General features: G+C 70.7%; 12 protein-coding genes. 3 read left to right on the top strand and 9 right to left on the bottom strand.

The window, feature by feature from the left end:
* Positions 1-7 precede the first annotated feature (7 nt).
* The 6 genes from pulA to MQE23_RS31890 all read right to left on the bottom strand — a co-directional run bounded on the left by pulA (position 8) and on the right by MQE23_RS31890 (position 12,160).
* The gene (gene pulA / locus MQE23_RS31915; protein ID WP_243380930.1) at positions 8-5,401 is read right to left on the bottom strand and encodes a pullulanase-type alpha-1,6-glucosidase; all 5,394 of its coding nucleotides are present in this window, start codon (positions 5,399-5,401) and stop codon (positions 8-10) included.
* A 105-nt stretch (positions 5,402-5,506) separates the two neighbouring features.
* Complete coding sequence (locus MQE23_RS31910) at positions 5,507-6,880, bottom strand: alpha-amylase family protein (protein WP_243380929.1); 1,374 nt, start codon at positions 6,878-6,880, stop codon at positions 5,507-5,509.
* Between the two features lie 137 nt (positions 6,881-7,017).
* Positions 7,018-8,691, bottom strand: a complete 1,674-nt coding sequence (locus tag MQE23_RS31905; protein ID WP_243380928.1) for a glycoside hydrolase family 13 protein — start codon at positions 8,689-8,691, stop codon at positions 7,018-7,020.
* A 145-nt stretch (positions 8,692-8,836) separates the two neighbouring features.
* The gene (locus tag MQE23_RS31900) at positions 8,837-9,745 is read right to left on the bottom strand and encodes a carbohydrate ABC transporter permease (RefSeq protein WP_020277045.1); all 909 of its coding nucleotides are present in this window, start codon (positions 9,743-9,745) and stop codon (positions 8,837-8,839) included.
* Between the two features lie 15 nt (positions 9,746-9,760).
* A complete protein-coding gene (locus MQE23_RS31895) occupies positions 9,761-10,765 on the bottom strand; it encodes a sugar ABC transporter permease (protein ID WP_020277044.1) in 1,005 nt (334 codons plus the stop codon).
* 126 nt (positions 10,766-10,891) lie between these two features.
* Entirely contained in the window at positions 10,892-12,160 is a 1,269-nt protein-coding gene (locus tag MQE23_RS31890; protein WP_243380927.1) for an extracellular solute-binding protein, read from the bottom strand.
* A 404-nt stretch (positions 12,161-12,564) separates the two neighbouring features.
* On the opposite strand from MQE23_RS31890, the gene MQE23_RS31885 reads away from it, so the two are divergent.
* Together MQE23_RS31885 and MQE23_RS31880 are read left to right on the top strand one after the other, a co-directional pair.
* A complete protein-coding gene (locus MQE23_RS31885) occupies positions 12,565-13,599 on the top strand; it encodes a LacI family DNA-binding transcriptional regulator (protein WP_020277042.1) in 1,035 nt (344 codons plus the stop codon).
* A 93-nt stretch (positions 13,600-13,692) separates the two neighbouring features.
* Positions 13,693-14,571, top strand: coding sequence for a phosphatase PAP2 family protein (locus tag MQE23_RS31880; protein WP_243380926.1), 879 nt, complete (start codon positions 13,693-13,695; stop codon positions 14,569-14,571).
* A 112-nt stretch (positions 14,572-14,683) separates the two neighbouring features.
* Here the strand turns inward: MQE23_RS31880 and MQE23_RS31875 are convergent, their stop codons facing one another.
* Together MQE23_RS31875 and MQE23_RS31870 are read right to left on the bottom strand one after the other, a co-directional pair.
* Positions 14,684-16,255, bottom strand: coding sequence for an amidohydrolase (locus MQE23_RS31875; RefSeq protein WP_243380925.1), 1,572 nt, complete (start codon positions 16,253-16,255; stop codon positions 14,684-14,686).
* A gap of 26 nt (positions 16,256-16,281) precedes the next feature.
* Positions 16,282-17,733, bottom strand: a complete 1,452-nt coding sequence (locus tag MQE23_RS31870; protein ID WP_243380924.1) for an APC family permease — start codon at positions 17,731-17,733, stop codon at positions 16,282-16,284.
* 153 nt (positions 17,734-17,886) lie between these two features.
* On the opposite strand from MQE23_RS31870, the gene MQE23_RS31865 reads away from it, so the two are divergent.
* Positions 17,887-18,507: a TetR/AcrR family transcriptional regulator C-terminal domain-containing protein gene (locus tag MQE23_RS31865; protein WP_243380923.1), complete on the top strand. Its 621-nt coding sequence runs from the start codon at positions 17,887-17,889 to the stop codon at positions 18,505-18,507.
* 18 nt (positions 18,508-18,525) lie between these two features.
* Here the strand turns inward: MQE23_RS31865 and MQE23_RS31860 are convergent, their stop codons facing one another.
* Positions 18,526-21,534, bottom strand: a complete 3,009-nt coding sequence (locus tag MQE23_RS31860) for a bifunctional [glutamine synthetase] adenylyltransferase/[glutamine synthetase]-adenylyl-L-tyrosine phosphorylase (RefSeq protein WP_020277830.1) — start codon at positions 21,532-21,534, stop codon at positions 18,526-18,528.
* Positions 21,535-21,672 lie beyond the last annotated feature (138 nt).

Below are 21,672 nucleotides of genomic sequence, written 5' to 3'. Positions count from 1 at the left end.
AGTGCGGCTATCCGACCGCCCGGGTGAAGACGGCGACCGTGCGCCCCGGAACGGCGAACGTGCCCGATTCCGCCGCGTAGGAGGCCGACTTGACGGTAGAGTCCGCCCCCGCCGCCTGCACGGGGTGCAGCCGGTAGCCGGTCCCGGCGAGTGCGGGGACGCGCTGTTCCTGCCGCTCGGGCGTGGCGTTGAAGACCACGACGAGGTCACCGAGCCGCATGGTGATCACGCCGGGTGTCTCGTCCTCGCCGGACAGCGGGAAGGAGAGCCGGGACTGCACCTGCTCGGCGGTGCCGAGGGAGAAGTCCCGCTCGGTGGTACGGATCCGCAGCAGGTCGCGGTAGGCCGCCGAGGCGCCGTCGATCTGCTCGCAGCCCACCCTGACCTTGCTCAACAGGGGCTTGGCGTACGGCCACTTGGCGGCGTTGTCGGCCGCCATGGGCAGTCCGCGGCCGAAGCCGTTGCCGTCGGCGCAGTTCCAGTGGACGGCGTTGAACCAGTCGCCGCTGTCGTAGGAGTTGCGGTCCAGGGACTTGGAGCGGAGCAGGTCGGTGCCCGCCTGGGAGAGGGCCGGGCCCTGGGACAGGGCGGCCGTCGCCATGGCCAGGACCTGCATCCGGGCCCGGTCGGACGCACTCGTCGTGGCGGGCAGCTTGAAGGTCAGTGCGTCGAAGAGGGACTCGTTGTCGTGCGCGTCGGCGTAGGCGAGGGCGTCGCCGGGGGCGTCCGCGTAGCCGGCGGGTGAGCCGTTGTAGTCGACCTCGGAGCCCTTGACCTCCTTGCCGCTGGTGTCGGTGAACCGGTAGCCGGCGAGGTTGCCCGACAGCCCGACCTTGATCAGGTCCTGGTAGTGCAGCAGGCGCGCCTTCTGCTCGGCCGGAGTGCCGTTGTGCTCCGAGGAGTTGGGTTCGGTGTAGAGGCCGGACGCGAAGCCCTGTACGCCGGGGTCCTCGTCGAAGGGGCCGCCGCCGCGCACGGCGTCACGGGCCCGGTCGGAGAAGGTGGCGATGCCGGTGCCGGCCATGTTCTTCTGGGTGGCCTGGACGAACCGGGCGTCGTCGGCGACCTCGCCGAAGTTCCAGCCCTCCCCGTACAGGATGATCTTCTTGCCGTCGACGCCGTCCTTCTCCAGGGTGAGCGCGTCGAGGGCCGCCCGGACCGCGAGGATGTTGGCCTTCGGGTGGTGGCCCATGAGGTCGAAGCGGAAGCCGTCGACCTTGTACTCCTTGGCCCAGGTGACGATCGAGTCGACGACCAGCTTGCCCATCATGGCGTTCTCGGTGGCGGTGTTGGCACAGCAGGTGCTGTTCGCGACCGAGCCGTCGGCGAGGAGCCGCTGGTAGTAGCCGGGCACGATCCGGTCGAGGACGCTCGTCCGCTCCTGGCCGGCGGCCGCGGTGTGGTTGTAGACGACGTCCATCACGACCCGCAGGCCGTCGTCGTTGAGGGCCTTCACCATCCTGCGGAACTCGACCGTGCGGGCCGTGCCGTCCGGGTCGGTGGCGTAGGAGCCCTCGGGGACCGTGTAGTGGTACGGGTCGTAGCCCCAGTTGTAGGCGTCCTTCGGGGCGATCTTCCCGACGCACTCCTGCTGCTTGTCGGAGTCGGCCGGGTAGGAGGCCAGGTCACAGTCGACGCTCGCCTGGTCGGCCTTGCGCTCCGGGATCGTGGCGATGTCGAAGGCGGGCAGGAGGTGGACGTAGGAGGTGCCCGCCCTCGCCAGCTCGCGCAGGTGCTTCGAGCCGTCGCTCGCCTTGTCGGTGAAGGCGAGGTAGGTGCCCGGGTGCTTCGCCGTGCGGTCCTCGACGGAGAAGTCGCGGATGTGCAGCTCCTGGATCTGGGCGTCCCGCAGCGGCACGGCCTTGGGCTTGGTGTACGTCGACCAGCCGGAGGGCTTCAGCGCCTTGTCGTCCAGGTCGACGACGAGACTGCGCTCGGAGTCGGCGGTGAGGGCGAGAGCGTAGGGGTCGGTGACCTTGTTGGTGACGACCTTGCGGACGCTGGGCGCCCAGACCTTCACGACGTACCGGTAGGGCTTGCCCTTCCAGGACGCCGGGCCGGTGACGGACCAGACGCCGGTGCCGGCGTCGCGCCGCATCGGGACGGTGGAGTCACCGATCTCCAGGGACACCTGCTGTGCGGTCGGCGCCCACACGGACAGCGTGGGACGGCCCTTGGGGAACGTCGGACCCAGGTCGGCCTTCGTCGCGTCGTACAGGTCGTCGAGGACACCGGCGATCTGGACGCCGGTCGCCGCGAGCACGGCCCCGTTCACCGCGTGCTGCGTCGCGACGACCTGGCCGCGCAGGGCCTCGCGGACCCGGTCGCGGTCGCGCGGGTCGACGGTCCAGGCGTCGTGCTCCTTCAGATGCGGGAACTTCGCCTTCTGGGCGTCGGTGAGCTCGCTCTTCGACAGGCGCAGCCACTTGGCGTCGCCGGTCAGCGCGCCGTCCCGCACCGCGATCGAGCCGTCCCGGCTGTACAGCAGCTGCGTGGAGGCGGCGGCCTCGGAGCCGTTCCAGGCGAGGGTGTTCCGGTCGATCCAGACCGCCTTGGACGTGGTCAGGTCGAGCGCGGCGGAGGTGCCTGCCGGCTGCGGGAGCAGGTACTTCTCCTGGCCGCTCAACAGCCACACCTCGTGGCCGTTCGCCTTGAGGTCGAGCGACTGGTCGGCGGGCAGGTCCTTCTCGTCGCCCTTGTGGATGATGTAGCTGAGGCTGGTGGCACCGTCGCTGAGCGGTACCTCGAAGACCGCACCATAGGTATCAGTCTTGACCGGCTTCAGGGGGTTCGACCACTCGGTGGGCTGTGCGGCGCCCGTCCAGACGTGCAGGCCCCAGCCGTCGTGGTTCCCGTCGGCGCGGTGGTAGTGGAGGACGGCCTTGGTCTTGTCCGGGGCCGGGTGGTCCGGGCGCTCGGTGGTGACGGTCTCCTTGCCCTGCTCGATCCAGACCTCGCCGGTCTTCGTGACGTCGATCGTGCGGTCGGTGGCGACGTCCTTGTCGCCGTCCTTGTCGATGACGAGGAAACCGACCGTCGAGGCGCCGGGCTTGAGCTTGACCCAGGCGAAGGCGCCGTAGGCGTCCCGGCCGGCGAAGGGGTGGCTGTCGGGCCACTGGGTGGCCTCGCCGTCGGCGAGGTCGCCCCAGGCGTACAGGCCCCAGTCGGCGTAGTCGCCGTCGGCGCGCTTGTAGTGGACGATCGCGTAGTCGCGGGAGGAGGCGCTGGGCGGCTCCTCGGTGGGCGGGGTGCCGGTGGCGGAGGCGGCCAGGGCGCTCGCGGTGCGGCCGGCCGAGTCGACCACGACGGCCTTGTAGCGCAGGGCCGTGCCGGGCGGTACGTCCTTGCCGACGGTGTGCGTGACCTTGTACGGGGCGTGGTCGGCGGAGCCGAGCACCCGCCACTTGCCGTTGCCGGTCTGCGCGGCGAAGACGACCCGGTTCAGCTGTCCGCCGTCGACGTCCGCGGAGACCTCCACGGTGCCGGTGGCGCCGGCCGCGGGGGCCGCCAGGGAGATCGTCGGTTCGGTGGCGGGCTTCGCGAGCCTGCCGGCCGCCTTGAGGACGATCGCCGAGCCGGGCGGGACGGTGACGGTGAGCTTCCTGTCGCCGTCGCTCTTCAGGAGGGCGTCGGTGCCGTAGATGCCCTTGAAGGCCATGCCGGCCGAACCGGTGGCGAAGGTCGCCGTCCTCGCCTCGTCGGCGTTGTTGACGGCGACGACGTACTCGATGCCGCTCCTCGCGTCGGTGCGGGAGAAGGCGTACACGCCCGGCCCGTCGGCCGCGTACCGCTGCTCCTGGACGCCGTCGGCCAGCGCGGGGTGGGCCTTGCGGAGCCCCGCGAGAGCACTGATCTGCCGGTAGAGCGGTGCTCTCGTGTCGTAGGCGTCCTCGGCGTGGGTGCGGTCGGTGCCGATCAGGTCGTCGTCGAGGTAGTCGGCGGTGCGGGAGGCGAACATGCTCTGCCGGGCGTCCTTGTCGCCGCCCGCGCCGGTGAAGCCCTGCTCGTCGCCGTAGTAGACGACGGGGTTGCCGCGGCTGAGGAACATCAGCTCGTTGGCGAGCCTGTCCTTCTGCAGCAGCTCGGCATCGGTGGCCTTCGGGTCGTCCTGCTTCAGGAAGTGCCCGATCCGGCCCATGTCGTGGTTGCCGAGGAAGGTGACCTGCTCGTACGCGTTGGCCTTGTCGGTCGTGTACTTGTAGTCGTCGCGGAAAAGGCTCGCGAGCTTCTGCGCGCTGCCGCCCTGCGAGGCGTACTGCCGGGCCGCCTCCTGGAAGGGGAAGTCGAGCGTGGCGTCGAGGCGGCCCTGGGTGACGTAGGGGGCGGTGACGGACGTGTCGGCCGAGTAGACCTCGCCGAACATGAAGAAGTCGTCGCGGCCCCGCTCGGCGGCGTACGCGTCCAGGGCGGTGGCCCACTGCGTCCAGAACTCCATGTTGACGTGCTTCACGGTGTCGATCCGGAAGCCGTCGATGTCGAAGTCCCGCACCCAGCGCTGGTAGATCCGCTCCATGCCCCGTACGACCTCGGGCCGCTCGGTCCACAGGTCGTCGAGGCCGGAGAAGTCACCGTGGGCGGAGCTCTCCCCGGCGAAGGTGGAGTCGCCGCGGTTGTGGTACATCGTCGGGTCGTTGAGCCACGACGGGACCTTGTTGTTCCTGGTCACCTTGGGCGTGCGCGGGAAGGAGCCGCTGTCGACCTCGGGGAAGTCCCGCCGCCCGTCCGCGTAGTCGGCGTCGTCGAAGGGCACGCCGTCCTCGGTCAGGTACGGGAAGGCGCCCTTGGAGAGGTAGTCGTACGACTTCTCCTCATAGTCGACGACATCCGCGGTGTGGTTGGTGATGACGTCGAAGAAGACCTTCATGCCCTTGGCGTGGGCCTTGTCGACGAGGGTCTCGAGGTCTTTGTTGGTGCCGAAGTGCGGGTCGACCTGGGTGAAGTCGGTGATCCAGTACCCGTGGTAGCCGGCGGAGGCGTTGCTGCCCGTCCCCTGCACGGGCTGGTTCTTGAAGATCGGCGCCATCCAGAGGGCGGTGGTGCCGAGGCCCTTGATGTAGTCGAGCTTCCGGGTCAGGCCCTTGAGGTCGCCGCCCTGGTAGAAGCCCTTGTCGGTGGGGTCGTAGCCGGTGGCGAGGCGCGAACCGGTCAGCCCGCCCTTGTCGTTGCGTGCGTCGCCGCCCGCGAAACGGTCCGGCAGGACGAAGTAGAACTGCTCACGGGTGGCGTCGTGCCGGGCGGGCTCGGCGGCGAGCTTCGCGTCGGACGGGGGCGCCGGCGGGGTGGCCGCGCCGGCGGCGAGAGGCTGGACGAGTGCTGCGGCCAGCGCGGTCGCGGTGACCGCAGCGACCCGTCCGGCACGGGAGGTTCGGCGCCTGGACGGCACCGGCCATCTCGGTATCACTGACGTGGACTCCTTGCGTTGCGGCTCTCTCGGGTCCGACCCCGCGCGAACGTATCGCCGCCGAAACGCTTACAGCAAGAGTCCTGCAACTGCTGGAAAGAACTTTCAGCAGTTCGGCTTCGCCGCGTGGATCACCAGAGCCGTGTTCGAGCCCAGCGTGGCCGTGAACTGCCCACTGGAGTTCACCGTCACGGTCGTGTTGTTCTGCCCGTTGCAGTACGTCCCCGCGGGCAGCGAAGTCTGGTACGTCCGGGTCAGGGAGGCGGACTCGTGATTGATGGCCACGAACCCCTTGCCGCCCCGGCCGAAGGCGATGGCGTCGCCGCCGTTGTCCCACCAGTTGGTGACGGCCTCACCGCGGGTGGCGTTGCGGAAGCCGACCATCGACTTGATCTCCGGCCACTTGTGCTGGCACTTCCAGCCGTCCTGCCAGCAGGCGTTGACCTGGCCGCCGTTCGGCGGGCCGGCGTCGTGGTCGGTGAACTCGTAGCCGGAGTTGATGTCCGGGGCGCCGTAGGGCCAGGCCAGCATGAAGACGTTGGCCAGCGTGTAGTTCGCGCCGTCCTTGTAGCTGAGGGTGGAGCCGTTGCGCTCGGTGTCGTGGTTGTCGACGAAGACGCCGGCCACCGAGCTGTTCATGTAGCCCCAGCCCTCCCCGTAGTTCTTCAGGTAGGCGAGGTTCTCGTTGCCGAAGACCCGCTTGAGGTCGTAGGCGTAGCGGAACTCCTGGACGTCGCCGTTGCCGGTGTACTCGGTCGGCTGCACGGCCTCTCCGCTGCCGTGGATGACTTCCTGCTTCCAGTACACGTTCGGATTGCTCAGCCGGGACTTGATGTTCGCCAGGTCTGCGGCGTCCACGTGCTTGGCCGCGTCGACGCGGAAGCCGTCCACGCCGAGGGAGAGCAGGTCGTTCATGTACCCGGCGATCGCCCTGCGGACGTAGTCCTCGCCGGTGTCGAGGTCGGCGAGGCCGACCAGTTCGCAGTGCTGGACGTTCCAGCGGTCCTGGTAGTTGCCGATCCGGCTCGTGCAGTCGTCGAAGTCGTACGACGAGTACAGACCGGGGTAGTCGTACTTGGTGTACGACGAGCCGCCGGTGCCGGTGCCGCTGCCCGCCGACATGTGGTTGATCACCGTGTCGACGACGACCTTCACACCGGCCGCGTGGCAGGTGTTCACCATGCCCTGGAAGGCCGCGCGGTCACCGAGCCGGCCGGCGATCCTGTAGCTGACCGGCTGGTACGAGGTCCACCACTGCGGGCCCTGTATGTGCTCGGCGGGCGGGGAGACCTGGACGTAGCCGTATCCGGCGGGGCCGAGGGTGTCGGTGCACTCGCGGGCGACGGAGGCGTACTTCCACTCGAAGAGGACGGCGGTGACGTCCTTGGTGCCAGGTGGGGAGGCCTGTGCACTAGTCGGGTTCATGACAACCGCAGCCGCGGCGAGCGCGACGGCGGCGGAGAGGTGTCTGCGTGCCATGTGGGGTTTCCTTCTTCGTTGAAGGTTCTTGCTGCAAGGTTCAGAAACCTTGCGGTGACGCAGATGGTAAAGGCCCGCCGCCCGAATGGGCAGCGGGCCGTGCGAAATTCAACGGAAAGTCAGGCGCCGGCGCGAGTTCAGGCGGTGGCGGTGGTCCACCACACCGTGGTGTCGGCGGGCACCTTCGACTCGTCGTCGACCTGGACGATCTCCCCGCTCGCGACCAGCACCCGGCCGTACGCCGGCATCGCCACCGACTCGCCGGTGGTGTTCGCGACGCACACGAACTCCCCGCGCCGGAAGGCGAGCACGCCCTCGGGCGCCCGCAGCCACTCCACACGGGAGCCGGCACCGAGGTCGGGCTGCTCGCGGCGCACGGCGAGCGCGGCCCGGTACAGCTCCAGGGTCGAGCCGGGCTCGCCGGTCTGCGCCTCCACGCTCAGCTCGCCCCAGCCCTCCGGCTGCGGCAGCCAGCTGCCCCCTTCTCCGAAGCCGTACGACGACCCGGTCCGGGTCCACGGGATCGGCACCCGGCACCCGTCACGGAAGCCGTCCTGGCCCGCGCCCCGGAAGTACGCCGGATCCTGACGCACCTCGTCCGGCAGGTCCACGACGTCCGGAAGGCCGAGCTCCTCGCCCTGGTAGACGTAGGCCGAGCCCGGCAGCGCGAGCATCAGCAGGGTCGCGGCCCGGGCCCTGCGCAGGCCCAGGTCCCGGTCGCCGGCCAGGCGGATCTGGGTGCCGAGGCCGGGCGGGTTGGCGAAGCGGGTGGCGTGCCGGGTCACGTCGTGGTTGGACAGGACCCAGGTGGCGGGGGCGCCGACCGGGCGCATGGCGTCCAGGGTGCGGTCGATGACCTCACGCATCTCCGCGGCGTCCCAGTGGGTGCTGAGGTACTGGAAGTTGAAGGCCTGGTGCAGCTCGTCCGGGCGGACGTAGTGGGCGGTGCGCTCGATGGTCGGAGTCCACGCCTCGGCTACGAAGATCCGGTCCCCCGGGTACTCGTCGAGGATCAGCCGCCACTGCCGGTAGATCTCGTGCACCCCGTCCTGGTCGAAGAACGGCATGACATCGTTGCCCAGCAGCTTCACCTGGTCGTGGGATCCAAGGTCGGGAAGCCCCTCCGCCTTCACCAGACCGTGGGCGACATCGATCCGGAAGCCGTCGACGCCCATGTCCAGCCAGAAGCGCAGGATGGAACGGAACTCGTCGCCGACCGCCGGGTGCTCCCAGTTGAAGTCGGGCTGCTCGGGGGCGAAGAGGTGCAGGTACCACTCACCGTCCGGGACCTGGGTCCACGCCGGGCCGCCGAAGATCGACTCCCAGTCGTTGGGCGGGAGCTCGCCGTGCTCCCCCTTGCCGGGGCGGAAGTGGTAGCGGTCCCGCAGGGGGGAGCCCGGCCCCTCGGCGACGGCTCGCTTGAACCACTCGTGCTGGTCGGAGGAGTGGTTGGGCACGAGGTCGACGATGATCCTCAGGCCCAGCTCGTGGGCGTCGCGGATCAGGGCGTCGGCGTCCAGGAGGTTGCCGAACATGGGGTCGACGGCCCGGTAGTCGGCGACGTCGTAGCCGGCGTCGGCCTGCGGCGAGGCGTAGAAGGGGCTGAGCCACACGGCGTCCACGCCGAGGTCGCGCAGGTACGGCAGGCGGGTGCGGACACCTTCCAGGTCGCCCATGCCGTCGCCGTTGCTGTCGGCGAAGCTGCGCGGGTACACCTGGTAGATCACCGCGTCCCGCCACCAGTCGCGACGCCTGGCGACGGCCACGGCGGACGTGGAGGTGGGGGCAGGTGCAGCTGAGTGCTGGCTCATGTCGTCCTTGATGCGTAACAGAGGTGTGGTCATGTGAGACGTGGGGTGGTGACGAGGCGGCCGCGGCACAGCGGGGTCGGATGGGCACCGCGGCCGCCTCGGGTTTGTGACGTGCCGTTCGAACAGCGCCCCGGAGGGCACCGGGTCACCCCTTCGTGCCACCGGCCGTGAGCCCGGTCACCAGGTTCTTCTGCACGAGGTAGAAGAAGATGGCGGCCGGTATCGCGATCAGCACGGCCGTCGCGGCCATCAGGTTCCGCTGCGCGTCGTGCTCGCTGACGAATGTCTGCAGACCGACGGCGAACGTGTAGTTGTCGTCGCTCAGCATGAACGTCGAGGCGAAGGCGACCTCACCGAAGGCCGTGAGGAAGCTGTAGAACGCCGCGACCGCGAGGCCCGGCTTGGCCAGCGGCAGGATCAGCCGCGCGAACGTGCCGAAGGGGGTCAGCCCGTCGACCCGCCCGGCCTCGTCGATCTCGAACGGGATGGTGTCGAAATAGCCCTTCATCAGCCAGGCGCAGTACGGAACGATCGTGGTGCAGTTGACAAGGATGAGACCAAGGTAGCTGTCGATGAGCTGCAGATCCGAGAGGATCTGGTACATCGGCACGATCAGTACCGCGATGGGGAACATCTGGGTGACGAGCAGCACCCACATCAGCTTCCGGTAGCCGGGGAACCGCATGCGGGAGACCGCGTAGCCGGTGGACGCGGCGACGACGACACCGATGAGCGTCGTACCGAGCACCACGACCAGCGTGCTCGTCAGCCAGTCGAAGAAGCCCGTGTCCTTCAGGACGAACGCGTAGTTGTCGAACGTCATCTTGCGCCAGATGCGCCCGGGGTGGAGGTAGTCGTCCTTGTCCGGGCCGAGGGACAGGAAGAGCAGCCAGGCGATCGGGAAGAGCGCGATCAGGCTCGCGCCGATCAGCACGGCGTGCGAGACGAAGGAGGCGGCACGGCTGCGGTCGCCGCGCCGGCGGACCGTGCGGGGCGCGCCGGCGGGCCGCCGCTCGGTGTCCGCGGCGGAGGTCTCGACGGTGGTCGTACTCATTTTCGGACTCCTGCCTCAGATCGCGAGCTGCTGCTCGTTGCGGTTCAGCCAGCGGCGGTAGAAGGACGTGAAGACGATCAGGAGGGACAGCAGCAGGATTCCGTAGGCGGCGGACTGGGCGTAGTCGCGCGGCTGCTGCCCGAAGCCCAGCTGGTAGGCCCAGGTCACGAGGATCTGGGCGTCCGGGGCGGTGTTGCCGAACAGCAGGAAGATGATGGTGAACTGGTTGAAGGTCCAGATCACGCCCAGGAGCACGACCGTGGTGCTGACGGACCGCAGGCCGGGCAGGGTGACGTACCGGAAGCGCTGCCAGGCGTTCGCGCCGTCCATCTCGGACGCCTCGTACAGGCTCGCGTCGATCGACTGCAGGCCGCCGAGCAGCGAGACCATCATGAACGGCACGCCGCACCAGGTGTTGACCATGATCGCGGCGAACCGCTGCCAGAAGGTGTCCTCCAGCCACAGCGGCGTCGGCAGGTGGAGGAAGTCCAGGCCGGAGTTGATGATGCCGCTGTCGGCGAGCATGAACCGCCAGCCGAACACCGTCACGAAGGTCGGCACGGCCCAGGGCAGCACAAGGATCATCCGGTAGAGGGTGCGGCCGCGCAGCTTCTGGTTGAGCAGCAGCGCGAGACCGAGGCCGATGCCGTAGTGCAGGGCGACGCAGGCGGCCGTCCAGAAGATCGTCCAGAGGAAGTGCGACCAGAAGCGGTCGTAGGACGTCGGGCCCCACAGGATGTCGGCGTAGTTGTCCAGGCCGATGAACCTGTAGGTGGCGTCGATCTCGTTGACGCCGATCGTGCGGGCGGTGTTGAGGCTGGTGGCGTCGGTGAGGGTGAGGTACAGGCCGTACGCCAGCGGGTACAGCACGAGGACGCCGAGGACGATCACCACCGGGGCGATCATCGCGTAGGCGTACCAGTGCTTGTGGAAGCCGTTCTTCAGCCGCCGGGCCGGCCCGGGCCGCGGCTCCCGCTCACCGCGCCGCTTGCCGGTCGCTCGGTCGATGACGACGGTCATGGTTCGACACCTTCTGGAGGTTCAAGGAGGTCAACGGAGCTGCCCGGGCGCAAGCACGGGCGCAGGCGCGAGCCGGTGGCTGCCGGACCCCTCCCCCATGACCGGGGCCCGGCAGCCACGCGGCGGTCACTTGGAGAAGTCCGGCACCAGCTTGGTGATGGCGGTCTCGGCGTCACCGAGGCCCTTGTCCAGGGACTCCTTGCCGCCCGCGATCTCGATCAGCTCGTCGTCGAGCGGCCCCCACAGGGAGCTGTACTCGGGCAGCGCCGGGCGCGGCTGGGCGGAGGACAGCACGCCCTGGTAGCCGGCGATGCCGGGGTCGGCCTTGACCTTCGCGGTGTAGGCGTCCTCGCGCGTGGGGAGCGTGGAGTTCTTCAGCGCGATGGTCTCCTGGGCCTTCGCCGAGGTCATGAACTTCACGAACTTCAGTGAGGCCTCCTGGTGGGCCTTGTCCGAGCCCGCGTACACGGAGAGGTTGTGGCCGCCGGTCGGGGCGCCCGCCTTGCCGGTGGAGCCGGCCGGGACGGTGACGATGCCGAGGTTGTTCTTGTCCTTGAAGGCCGAGCCCTTGTAGAAGTTCGTGATCTCCCACGGGCCCTGGACGATCGAGGCGACCTTGCCGCTGACGAACGCCTCCTGGATGTGGGCGTAGGCGTCGGCGGTGGTGTCGGCCTTGTGCAGGCCCTTGCCCTTGAACAGGCCCTGCCAGGTGCCGTAGGCCTTCTTGGCCTCGGGCGAGGTGACGGTGATCTTCTTGGCGTCGACGTCGACGGTGTCGGTGCCCTCGCCGTAGAGGAAGGACTGCGCGTAGTAGGCCTGGGTGGAGCCCCAGTAGCCGTCGACGCCGGTCTTGTCCTTGATGGTGGCGGCGGCCTTCTTCAGGTCGTCCCAGGTCTTGGGGGCCTCGACGCCGGCCTTCTCGAACAGGGCCTTGTTGTAGACGAGGGCGAGGGTGTCCGTGGTGAAGGGGACGCCGTAGGTCTTGCCGTCGTACTTGGCCTGCTCGATCAGGCTGGGCTGGAACTTGTCCTGCTCGGCGAGGGCCTCGGTGCCGTCCAGCGGCGCGAAGAAGCCCTTCTTGGCGAAGGCCGGAGTCCAGCCGACCTCGGAGCGCAGCACGTCGGGGGCGCCCTTGGAGCCGGCGGCGGTGTCGAACTTGTTCTGCGCCTGGTCGAAGGGGACGTTGACGTAGTTGACCTTGATGCCCTTGTTGGCGGCCTCGAACTCCTTGACCAGGGCCTGGTACGTCGGCGCCTCGTTGGTGGCGTTGGAGGTGTCCCACCAGGTGATGGTGACCGGGCCGTCGGCCTCGTCGCCGCTGTCGCTTCCGCCGCACGCCGTCGCCGCCAGGGCGAGGGACGCCACCAGCGCGGTGGCCGCTATGCCACGCCGCATGAGTTCTCCTTGAGGGTGAAAGCCCGTTTCGTGCTGCCGACTGCGCCGTTGGCCGCCGGGCGTCGGTGAGATTAGCCGCGCTGGAAGGAGTTGCGAAAGACCTTGCAGCAAAAAGTTGCAAGGGGTGCGGATGGTTATCCTGCCGTGACCTCTTCCGGGCCTACTCCTGACCGTTGTGGAACGGGGATTTCCGGCTGATCGGCGGGGAGTGGGGCAGTTGTGCAAGACTCTGCAAGCACTTGCCATCCGTTGCCGCCGGAGGGAATCATCCGTTGCGGAGCGGACGCCGACCACGACTTCGAGGGACCGCGATGACCAAGCAACCCCCAGCGGGCCGTGCGCCGGCCCGCGCCAGGCGTCCCGTCGGTGTGCAAGCGGAACCCCGGCCGCTACAGTCCACTCCTGTGACCACACGGCTTGCCGACATCGCTGCTCAGGCGGGGGTGAGCGAAGCGACCGTCAGCCGCGTCCTCAACGGGAAGCCGGGCGTCGCCGCCACCACCCGCCAGTCCGTGCTGGCCGCCCTCGACGTGCTGGGCTACGAACGCCCCGTGCGGCTGCGGCAGCGCAGCGAGGGCCTGGTGGGCCTGATCACCCCGGAGCTGGAGAACCCGATCTTCCCGGCCCTGGCCCAGGTCATCGGCCAGGCGCTGACCCGGCAGGGCTACACGCCGGTGCTGGCCACCCAGACGCCGGGCGGCTCCACCGAGGACGAGCTGACGGAGATGCTCGTGGATCGCGGGGTCGCCGGCATCATCTACGTCTCCGGGCTGCACGCGGACACCACCGCCGACATGCAGCGCTACGACCGGCTGCGCGCGCAGGGCGTGCCGTACGTGCTGGTCGACGGCTTCTCGCCGAAGGTGCAGGCGCCGTTCATCTCCCCCGACGACCGCGCGGCGATGAACCTCGCGGTGACGCACCTGGTGTCCCTGGGGCACACGCGGATCGGTCTGGCCCTGGGGCCCAAGCGGTTCGTGCCCGTGCAGCGCAAGATCGAGGGGTTCGTACGCACCGTGCAGGACCAGTTGGGCCTGGGCGCCGAGACCGTCGAGCGGGAGCTGGTCCAGCACTCCCTCTACACCCTGGAGGGCGGTCAGGCCGCGGCCACAGCGCTGATCGAGCGGGACTGCACGGCCGTGGTGTGCGCCAGCGACATGATGGCGCTGGGCGCGATCAGGGCGGCGCGGCAGCGTGGCCTGGAGGTTCCGAAGGACGTCTCCGTGGTCGGCTTCGACGACTCTCCGCTGATCGCCTTCACCGACCCGCCGCTGACCACGATCCGCAAGCCGGTCCCGGCGATGGGCCAGGCGGCGGTCCGCACGCTGCTGGAGGAGATCGGCGGGACGCCCGCACCCCACAGCGAGTTCGTGTTCATGCCGGAACTGGTGGTGCGCGGCTCGACCGCTTCGGCGCCCGGGGACCGTGCTCGCCCCTGAGGTTCTCGGCTGGATTTCGCCGTAGAACATGCGGTCCGCACCAGAGCGGAGGATGATCGGGGAGACAGGGCTTTTCTGGCAGACTTTGTGCCTATGGGTGACACGACCGTGACGACGCTGGACGGCCGGAAAGCGGCCGTTCCGGACCCGGTCGCGGCCGATCCGGGACGGGGTCTCCTCCCCCGGCTGCGCACCCCCCGCCGGCCCCGGTTCTGGTTCGAGTTCCTGCTGATCGCGGTCAGTTACTGGACGTACTCGCTCGTCCGCAACGCCGTGCCCGAGCAGAAGGCCGAGGCGCTGCGCAACGCCGACTGGATCTGGCGGGCCGAACACGTTCTGGGCATCGCCGTCGAGGAGTCGGTCAACCACGCCGCCGACTCGGTGACTTGGCTGATCATCGGCATGAACTACTACTACGCGACGCTGCACTTCGTGGTGACGCTGGGTGTGCTCGTGTGGCTGTACCGTCGCCATCCCGGCCGGTACGCGGCGACCCGCCTGGTGCTGTTCGCGACGACCGCCGTCGCCCTGGTCGGTTACTATCTGTATCCGCTGGCGCCGCCACGGCTGATGAACGGCGGCGCTTTCATCGACACCGTCATGGTTCACCAGACCTGGGGTTCGATGGCGTCCGGCGACCTGAAACACATGTCCAACCAGTACGCCGCGATGCCGTCGATGCACATCGGCTGGTCGGTGTGGTGCGGCCTGACGATCTTCGCCCTGGCGACGGTGCCCTGGGTGCGGGTGCTGGGCCTGCTGTACCCGGCGCTGACGCTGGTCGTCATCGTCGCCACGGCGAACCACTTCTGGCTGGATGCGGTCGGTGGCATGCTCTGCCTGGCCTTCGGGTTCGCGGTGGCGGGGGTCTGGTACGGAAGGCATCCCTACGCACTGCCGAGGGACACACCGAGGCGGGACGCCGGCACGCCGCGGCGACCACGAGAACCGGTGGCCTCCACCAAGGCCTGACCCGCTCCCACCACGGCGGTACCCAACCGGCTCTGACCTGACAGCACCACCGCCCACACTGCCGCCACCGACGGCACACCCGGGCCGGGGCCCGGGCGGAGCCGGACGGGCCTCACGTCCCCCGATACACCACGTGCCCCCCGGTCACCGTCAGTCGTACCGGCGCCTGGGCCACCTCGTCCGCCGGGGCGGTCACCGGATCCAGGCCCAGGGCCGTCAGGTCGGCTCGGAGGCCGGGAGCGATGCGGCCGGTCTTGTGGGACTCGCCCGCTGCCAGCGCCGCATGGGTGGTGCAGCCCTCCAGGGCCTCGAGGCCGGTGAGACCGGCTCGTGTCGAGGCCGCGCCCATGGGGGTGCGGGCCGTGGCGAGGACGGCGCGGGCGTCGTAGTGCGCGATCGGCCAGTCCGAGCCGAGGGCCACGACCGCGCCCGCGTCCCGCAGGTCCCGCAGCCGCCAGGCGCGGCCGGCCCGTCCGGTGCCCAGCCGCCGGGACCACTCGTCGGTGCCGTCGGCCCGGGTGTACGCGGTGTGCGGCGGCTGCATGGACGCCGCCACTCCCAGCCGAGCGAACCGCGGCAGCAGCTCGTCCGGCACGGTCTCGATGTGCTCGATGCGGTGCGCCCCGTGCCCGCCCGGCCCCAGCCCTTCGACCACGTCCAGGACGTGCCGTACCGCCGCGTCCCCGATGGCGTGCGTGGCCGTGCGCACGCCGGCCGCGTGCAGGTGCCGTACGGCGGCGGCGTACGCCTCCGGGTCGGGCCAGAACGCGTCCGTGCCCTGGCCGTGGCAGTCGGCGTGCTCCAGCCAGGCCGTGCCGCCCTCGACGGTGCCGTCCATGAAGAACTTGACCCCGCCGGTCCGCCAGTGCCGGCCGCCCCGGCCCTGTACGGCGACCAGCTCGTCCAGGGTGGTCCGGTCCGCGCCCGGCATGCACCAGGGCGCGAACCGCAAGCGCACCGGCAGCACCCTCTCCGCGGCCACGGAGTCGATCAGCTCCGGGTCGCCGGCGTCCATGACGTGCGCCCCGGTCAGCCCGGTCGCGGCCATGGCGGACAGCAGCTCCACCAGGCGGGCCCGGCGTGCGGCGTGGGACGGGCGCGGTGCGATCGCGGCCACCAGGTTCATCGCCGCGTGCTCGACGAGGTGCCCGGTGGGCCGGCCCGAGGCGTCGCAGACGACCTCCGAGCGCTGGTCGAAGCCCCGGGGGCCGTGCACGCCGGCCGCGGTGAGGGCCGGGCCGGTCGCGAGGGCGGAGTGGCCGTCGTAGAGGCGCAGAAAGGCGGGTGTGCCGTCCAGGACGTCCTCGATCAGTTCCCGGTCGACGGGGCGACCCGCGAAGGCGTTGTGGTCGAGGCCGAAGCCGGTCACCCACCCGTCGGTGCGCTCCGCGTCCGCGAGGGCGGCCCGCAGCCCCGCCAGGTCCGTGACGCCCGACAGGTCCGTCCCGGTCGCCATGTCCAGCCCCCACACGGGGTGGCTGTGCGCGTCGACGAGGCCGGGCACCAGGTGCGCGCCGTCCAGGTGGACGACCTCGGTGCCCGGGCCGCACCAGTCGCGTACGTCCGTCTCGTCGCCGACCGCCGCGATCAGCCCGTCGCGTACGGCGACGGACGTGGCGTACGGGCGGTCCGGGTCGAGGGTGCGGACCTTGGCGCCGAAGAGGACCAGATGGGCGGTGGGCATGTGAGGAACTCCCTTGTCGGGCTTTGCTATTCGGTGGGTTCGGCGGCGAAGTCGGCGTACACGTCCGGGCGTTGTCGGCGCAGCCACCAGGCGAGGGCGAGGCCGGTGGCGAACACGCCGGGTGCCGTGACGATCAGGACGGTGTTCACGGCCGGGGACGCCCCGGTGAACAGGTCGATGTGGTTCACCACCAGCACGATGGCCGTGGCGAGCAGCACGGCGGCGGCGACGGGCGCCACGACCGTCCGCAGCGCGCCCTCCTGGTGGCGCACCCGGCGGAAGTAGCAGGGCACGGCGATCGCGGCGAGCAGCTGGAGCAGGAACAAGCCGATCATCCCGGGGGTGTTGACCCACAGCAGCAGCTGCCCGTACGGGTCGGCCCCTGCTGCCGCGAAGGCCAGGACGACGACCGCGCCGAGGACCGTCTGGGCGAGGCCGGCCACGTACGGGGAGCCGTGCCGCGGGTGGATGCGGCCCAGCGCCTTGGGCAGTACGCCCTCCTCGGCGAGGGCGAGGGCGTACCGGTTGATGGCGTTGTGGAAGGCGAGCAGCGAGGCGAGGACGCTGGTGACGATGAAGACGTGCATCAGGTCGGCCGCCCAGCCGCCCACGTAGGTGGTGATGGCGGTGAAGAACAGCTCGCCGGGGTTCTTGCCGGCGGCTCCGGCGATCTCGGCGTCGCCGAAGGCCTGGATGACGGTCCAGACGATGAAGGCGTAGAACAGCCCGAGGAATCCGACGGCCACGTAGGTGGCGCGCGGCACCGTGCGCTGAGGGTCGCGGGCCTCGCGGCGGTAGATGACGGTCGACTCGAAGCCGGTGAACGCGGCGAAGGCGAAGGCGAGGACGGCCGCCGTGCCCGGGACCAGGACGTTGCCGGGCTCGAAGGAGGCGAGGGACAGCCCGTGTGCGCCGCCCTTGATCAGGACCCCGCCCGCGAGGAGGACGAGGATGCCGGTCTCGGCGACGAGCAGGACCCCGAGCACCTTGGCGCCGAAGTCGATGGAGCGGTAGCCGCCGTAGCCGATGAGCAGCAGACCGGCGAGGGAGATCGGCAGCCAGGGGACGTCGGTGCCGAACAGGGCGTGTGCGGTGTCCTGGCCGGCGGAGCCGAGGAGGCCGTAGACGCCGATCTCCATGCCGTTGTAGCCGACCAGGGCGAGCAGGGCGGCGCCGATGCCGACGGAGCGGCCGAGTCCGCGGGTGATGAACGCGTAGAAGGCGCCGCCGCTGCGGACGTGGCGGCTCATGGTGGTGAAGCCGACGGCGAAGACGGCGAGCGTGAGACCGGCCAGGAGATAGCCGACGGGGGCGCCGACGCCGCCCAGCAGGATCGCGAGGGGGGCGACGCCGGCCATGACGGTGAGCGGGGCGGCGGCGGAGACGACGAAGAAGGCGATGTCGGCGGTGCCGAGGGAGCCGGAGCGCAGGGTCGCCGTGGCGGGCGGGGTGCGCTCCCCTGAGGTGGTGACGGACATGGGCAAGCCCTTCGAGCGGCGGACGGGGAGGGAATCCGGGCGTGGAGGGAATCCGGGCATGCGGGATCGCCGCGGGTTAATCTAAAGGCTTTCGGTTTTGGCAATGTAGCCTCTACCCCGGCATCCGGGAAGACCTCAGGGGGACCACCGACCATGGGACGGCCGCGCACACCGCTCCTCGACCGCGAACGCATCGCGACGACGGCGCTCGAAATCGTCGACGAGCGCGGGGACTTCAGCGTGCCGCAGGTGGCCAAGCGGCTGGGCGCGCAGACCGGCTCGGTGTACCACCACGTGGAGGGCCGGGACGGCATCGTGGAGCTGCTGCGCGAGCGGGTGGCGGCGGCGATCGACCCGGCGACCCTGGATCTGCGCCCCTGGGACACGGCCCTGGAGGCCTGGGCCCGCTCCTACCGCGCCGCGTTCGCCGCGCACCCCAAGGCGATCCCGCTGCTGATGACGTCCCCCGTGCGGGCACCGCGCGTGCTGGAGCAGTACGAGCGGGCGGTGGCGCTGCTGCTCGACGCGGGCTTCGCACCGGTCGATGTGATGCCCCTGCTCACCGCCCTGGAGAACCTGGTCCTCGGCTCGGCCCTCGACCTCGCGGCCCCCGAGACGATGTGGGAACTGACCGCCTCGTCACCGACCCCGCGGCTGGCCGAGGCACTGTCGGCGGCGAGCGAGGGCCGGGCGGACCGGGCTGACCGGGCGTTCGAGATGGGCCTGACGGCGTTCATGAAGCACGCGCGAGAGGTGCGGGCCGACACCCCCTAGGGGGATCCGCGAGAGTCCCTAACGCTCCGTCACTCCGTAGAACAGCTCGTCCACCACGCTCCGGGCCCGGCGGGCCGTCCGCCGGTACGCGTCGAGCATGTCGCCGGCGTGGCCGGGTCCGTAGCCCAAATAGCGGCCGACGGCGGCGAGTTCACGGGGCTCCGTGGGGAACGTGTCGGCCGCCCGGCCGCGTACCAGCATGACCGCGTTGCGGACGCGGGTCGCGAGGACCCAGGCCTCGTCCAGGGTCGCCGCGTCCTCGTCCGTGATGAGACCGGCCGTACGCGCGGCGGCCAGGGCCTGACGCGTCCGGGTCGTGCGCAGGCCCGGCTCGGCCGCGCCGTGCCGCAGTTGCAGCAGCTGCACCGTCCACTCCACGTCGGACAGACCGCCCGGCCCCAGCTTGGCGTGCAGCTTGGGGTCGGCGCCCCGCGGCAGCCGCTCGGACTCCATACGGGCCTTCAGCCGCCGGATCTCGCGCACGGCCTCGTCGGCGAGCCCGTCCGCCGGGTAGCGCAACGGGTCGATCAGCTCGATGAACCGGCGGCCCAGATCCTCGTCCCCGGCCACGGGTTCGGCCCGCAGCAGCGCGTGCGACTCCCAGGTCAGGGCCCACCGGCGGTAATAGGCCGCGTACGAGGTGAGGGTCCGCACGAGCGGGCCGGACTTGCCCTCCGGGCGCAGGTCGGCGTCGATGAGCAGGGGCGGGTCGGCGCTGGGGATCTGGAGCAGCCGGCGCATCTCCGAGACGACCTTGTTGGCGGCCTGGGAGGCCTCCCGCTCGTCGACGCCGTCGCGCGGCTCGTGTACGAACAGCACGTCCGCGTCGGAGCCGTAGCCCAGTTCGTGTCCGCCGAAGCGTCCCATGCCTATGATCGCGAACCGGGTGGGCAGGCTGTCCCCCCATCCGTCGCGCACGACCGCGCGGAGCGTGCCGGCCAGGGTCGCTGCCGTCAGGTCCGACACCGCGCCGCCGACCCGGTCCACCAGGGCGCCCTGGTCGGCCTCGGCGGCCTGCTCCTCGGTGCCGTAGGAGCCGACGATGTCCGCGGCGGCCGTACGGAACAGCTCGCGGCGGCGCACACCGCGGGCGGCCGTGACCGCCTGGGCGGCGCCGTCGGCCCGGTTCACCGCGGCGAGTATCTCCTGCTCCAGATGGGTGCGAGAACGCGGCTCGAGGCCGCCGCCGTCCCCGTCGCCGAGCAGCGCCACCGCCTCCGGGGCGCGCATCAGCAGATCGGGCGCGAGCCGGCCGGCCGACAGCACGCGGGCGAGGTTCTGCGCGGCGGCGCCCTCGTCCCGCAGCAGCCGCAGGTACCAGGGCGTCTTGCCGAGCGCGTCCGACACCTTGCGGAAGTTGAGCAGACCCGCGTCCGGGTCGGCCGAGTCGGCGAACCAGCCCAGCAGCACGGGCAGCAGGGTGCGCTGGATGGCGGCCTTGCGGGTGACGCCGGACGCCAGTGCCTCCAGGTGGCGCAGGGCGGAGGCCGGGTCGGCGTAGCCGAGGGCGACCATGCGCTCCCGGGCCGCCTCGGCGCTCAACCGGGCCTCGCCGGTGGCGAGTTGGGCGACCGCGTCGAGCAGCGGCCGGTAGAACAGCTTCTCGTGCAGCCGGCGTACGACGGTGGCGTGCCGCTTCCACTCGCGCAGCAGCTCGGCGACCGGGTCGGTGCGCAGTCCGAGGGAGCGGCCGATGCGCCGCAGCTCGGCCTCGTCCTCGGGCACGAGGTGGGTGCGCCGCAGCCGGAACAGCTGGATCCGGTGCTCCATGGAGCGCAGGAAGCGGTAGGCCTCGTCGAGCTGGGCGGCGTCGGCCCGGCCGACGTACCCGCCGGTGGCGAGGGCCTTCAGCGCGTCGAGGGTGGTGCCGCTGCGCAGCGAGGTGTCGGTCCGGCCGTGCACCAGCTGGAGGAGCTGCACGGCGAACTCGACGTCCCTGAGGCCGCCGGGGCCCAGCTTCAGCTGACGGTCGACCTCGGCGACGGGGATGTTCTCCACGACCCGGCGGCGCATCTTCTGCACGTCGGGGACGAAGTTCTCGCGCTCGGCGGCCTTCCACACCAGTGGCTGGACCGCGGCGACGTACTCCGCGCCGAGGTCGAGGTCACCGGCCACCGGCCGGGCCTTGAGCAGGGCCTGGAACTCCCAGGTCTTGGCCCAGCGCTGGTAGTAGGCGAGGTGGCTGGAGAGGGTCCGCACGAGCGGGCCGTTCCTGCCCTCGGGCCGGAGGTTGGCGTCCACGGGCCAGATGGACCCCTCGACCGTCGTCTCGGAGCAGATCCGCATCATGTGCGAGGCGAGCCGGGTCGCGGCCCGGACGGCCTTGGTCTCGTCGGCGCCCTCGGCGGCCTCCCCCACGAAGATGACGTCCACGTCGGAGACGTAGTTCAGCTCGTGGCCGCCGCACTTGCCCATCGCGACGACCGCGAGCCGGCACAGGGCGGCGTCCTCGGGCGCGGCCGCCCCGGCGAGACCGAGGGCGGCGCGCAGGGTGGCGGTGGCGAGGTCGGCGAGCTCGGCGGCGGACTCGGCGACGCCGGTCGTGCCGCACACGTCGCGGGCGGCGATCGACAGCAGGCAGCGCCGGTAGGCGACGCGCAGGGAGACGGGGTCGGTGGCCTCCGCGAGACCGGCCTCGAACTCCTCCACCCCGGGGTGCAGGTCGTGCGCCTCGTACATGACGAGCGCCTGCCAGTCGTCCGGGTGCCGGACGAGGTGGTCGGCGAGGGCGGTGGAGGCGCCGAGCACCCCGAGCAGCCGGTCGCGCAGCGGCTTGGACGAGATCAGCGTGTCGAGCAGCTCCCGGCGGGCGCCGGGCTCGGGCTGCGCCTCCAGCAGCCGGACCAGTCCGAGCAGCGCCAGATCGGGGTCGGCGGTCGCGCCCAGCGCGTCCAGCAGCACCGGGTCGTCGCGCAGGGGCGCGAGCTCGGCGCTGTCCAGGAGCCGCTCGGCGGCGGAGGCGTCGGTGAAGCCGTGCCGCAGCAGCCGCGTGAAGGTACTGCTCCTGCGCCCCGGCGCCGCCGTCATCCGGGCCTCCCTCGCACTCTTCCTCGGACTTGCATCGGATCAAGGTCTACGGCTTTGAGCCTAACCGCAGAGCCCTGGGGAAGCTCCGATGAGTTCGGTGGACGAACAGGGTCTGCACTTGTGAGACCACGGACCGGG

This window comes from Streptomyces sp. HP-A2021 (assembly GCF_022807935.1).
Taxonomy (GTDB): domain Bacteria; phylum Actinomycetota; class Actinomycetes; order Streptomycetales; family Streptomycetaceae; genus Streptomyces; species Streptomyces afghaniensis.
The sequence above is the reverse complement of the archived record's forward strand: the minus strand, read 5'-3'. Positions and strand labels throughout refer to the sequence as shown.

Excerpts from the sequence above, each read along its gene's own strand:
- MQE23_RS31875 (WP_243380925.1), bottom strand. The coding sequence starts at position 16,255 with ATGCCCACCGCCCATCTGGTCCTCTTCGGCGCCAAGGTCCGCACCCTC.
- MQE23_RS31860 (WP_020277830.1), bottom strand. The coding sequence starts at position 21,534 with ATGACGGCGGCGCCGGGGCGCAGGAGCAGTACCTTCACGCGGCTGCTG.
- MQE23_RS31900 (WP_020277045.1), bottom strand. The coding sequence starts at position 9,745 with ATGAGTACGACCACCGTCGAGACCTCCGCCGCGGACACCGAGCGGCGG.
- MQE23_RS31890 (WP_243380927.1), bottom strand. The coding sequence starts at position 12,160 with ATGCGGCGTGGCATAGCGGCCACCGCGCTGGTGGCGTCCCTCGCCCTG.
- MQE23_RS31905 (WP_243380928.1), bottom strand. The coding sequence starts at position 8,691 with ATGAGCCAGCACTCAGCTGCACCTGCCCCCACCTCCACGTCCGCCGTG.
- MQE23_RS31870 (WP_243380924.1), bottom strand. The coding sequence starts at position 17,733 with ATGTCCGTCACCACCTCAGGGGAGCGCACCCCGCCCGCCACGGCGACC.
- MQE23_RS31880 (WP_243380926.1), top strand. The coding sequence starts at position 13,693 with ATGGGTGACACGACCGTGACGACGCTGGACGGCCGGAAAGCGGCCGTT.
- MQE23_RS31910 (WP_243380929.1), bottom strand. The coding sequence starts at position 6,880 with ATGGCACGCAGACACCTCTCCGCCGCCGTCGCGCTCGCCGCGGCTGCG.
- MQE23_RS31865 (WP_243380923.1), top strand. The coding sequence starts at position 17,887 with ATGGGACGGCCGCGCACACCGCTCCTCGACCGCGAACGCATCGCGACG.
- MQE23_RS31895 (WP_020277044.1), bottom strand. The coding sequence starts at position 10,765 with ATGACCGTCGTCATCGACCGAGCGACCGGCAAGCGGCGCGGTGAGCGG.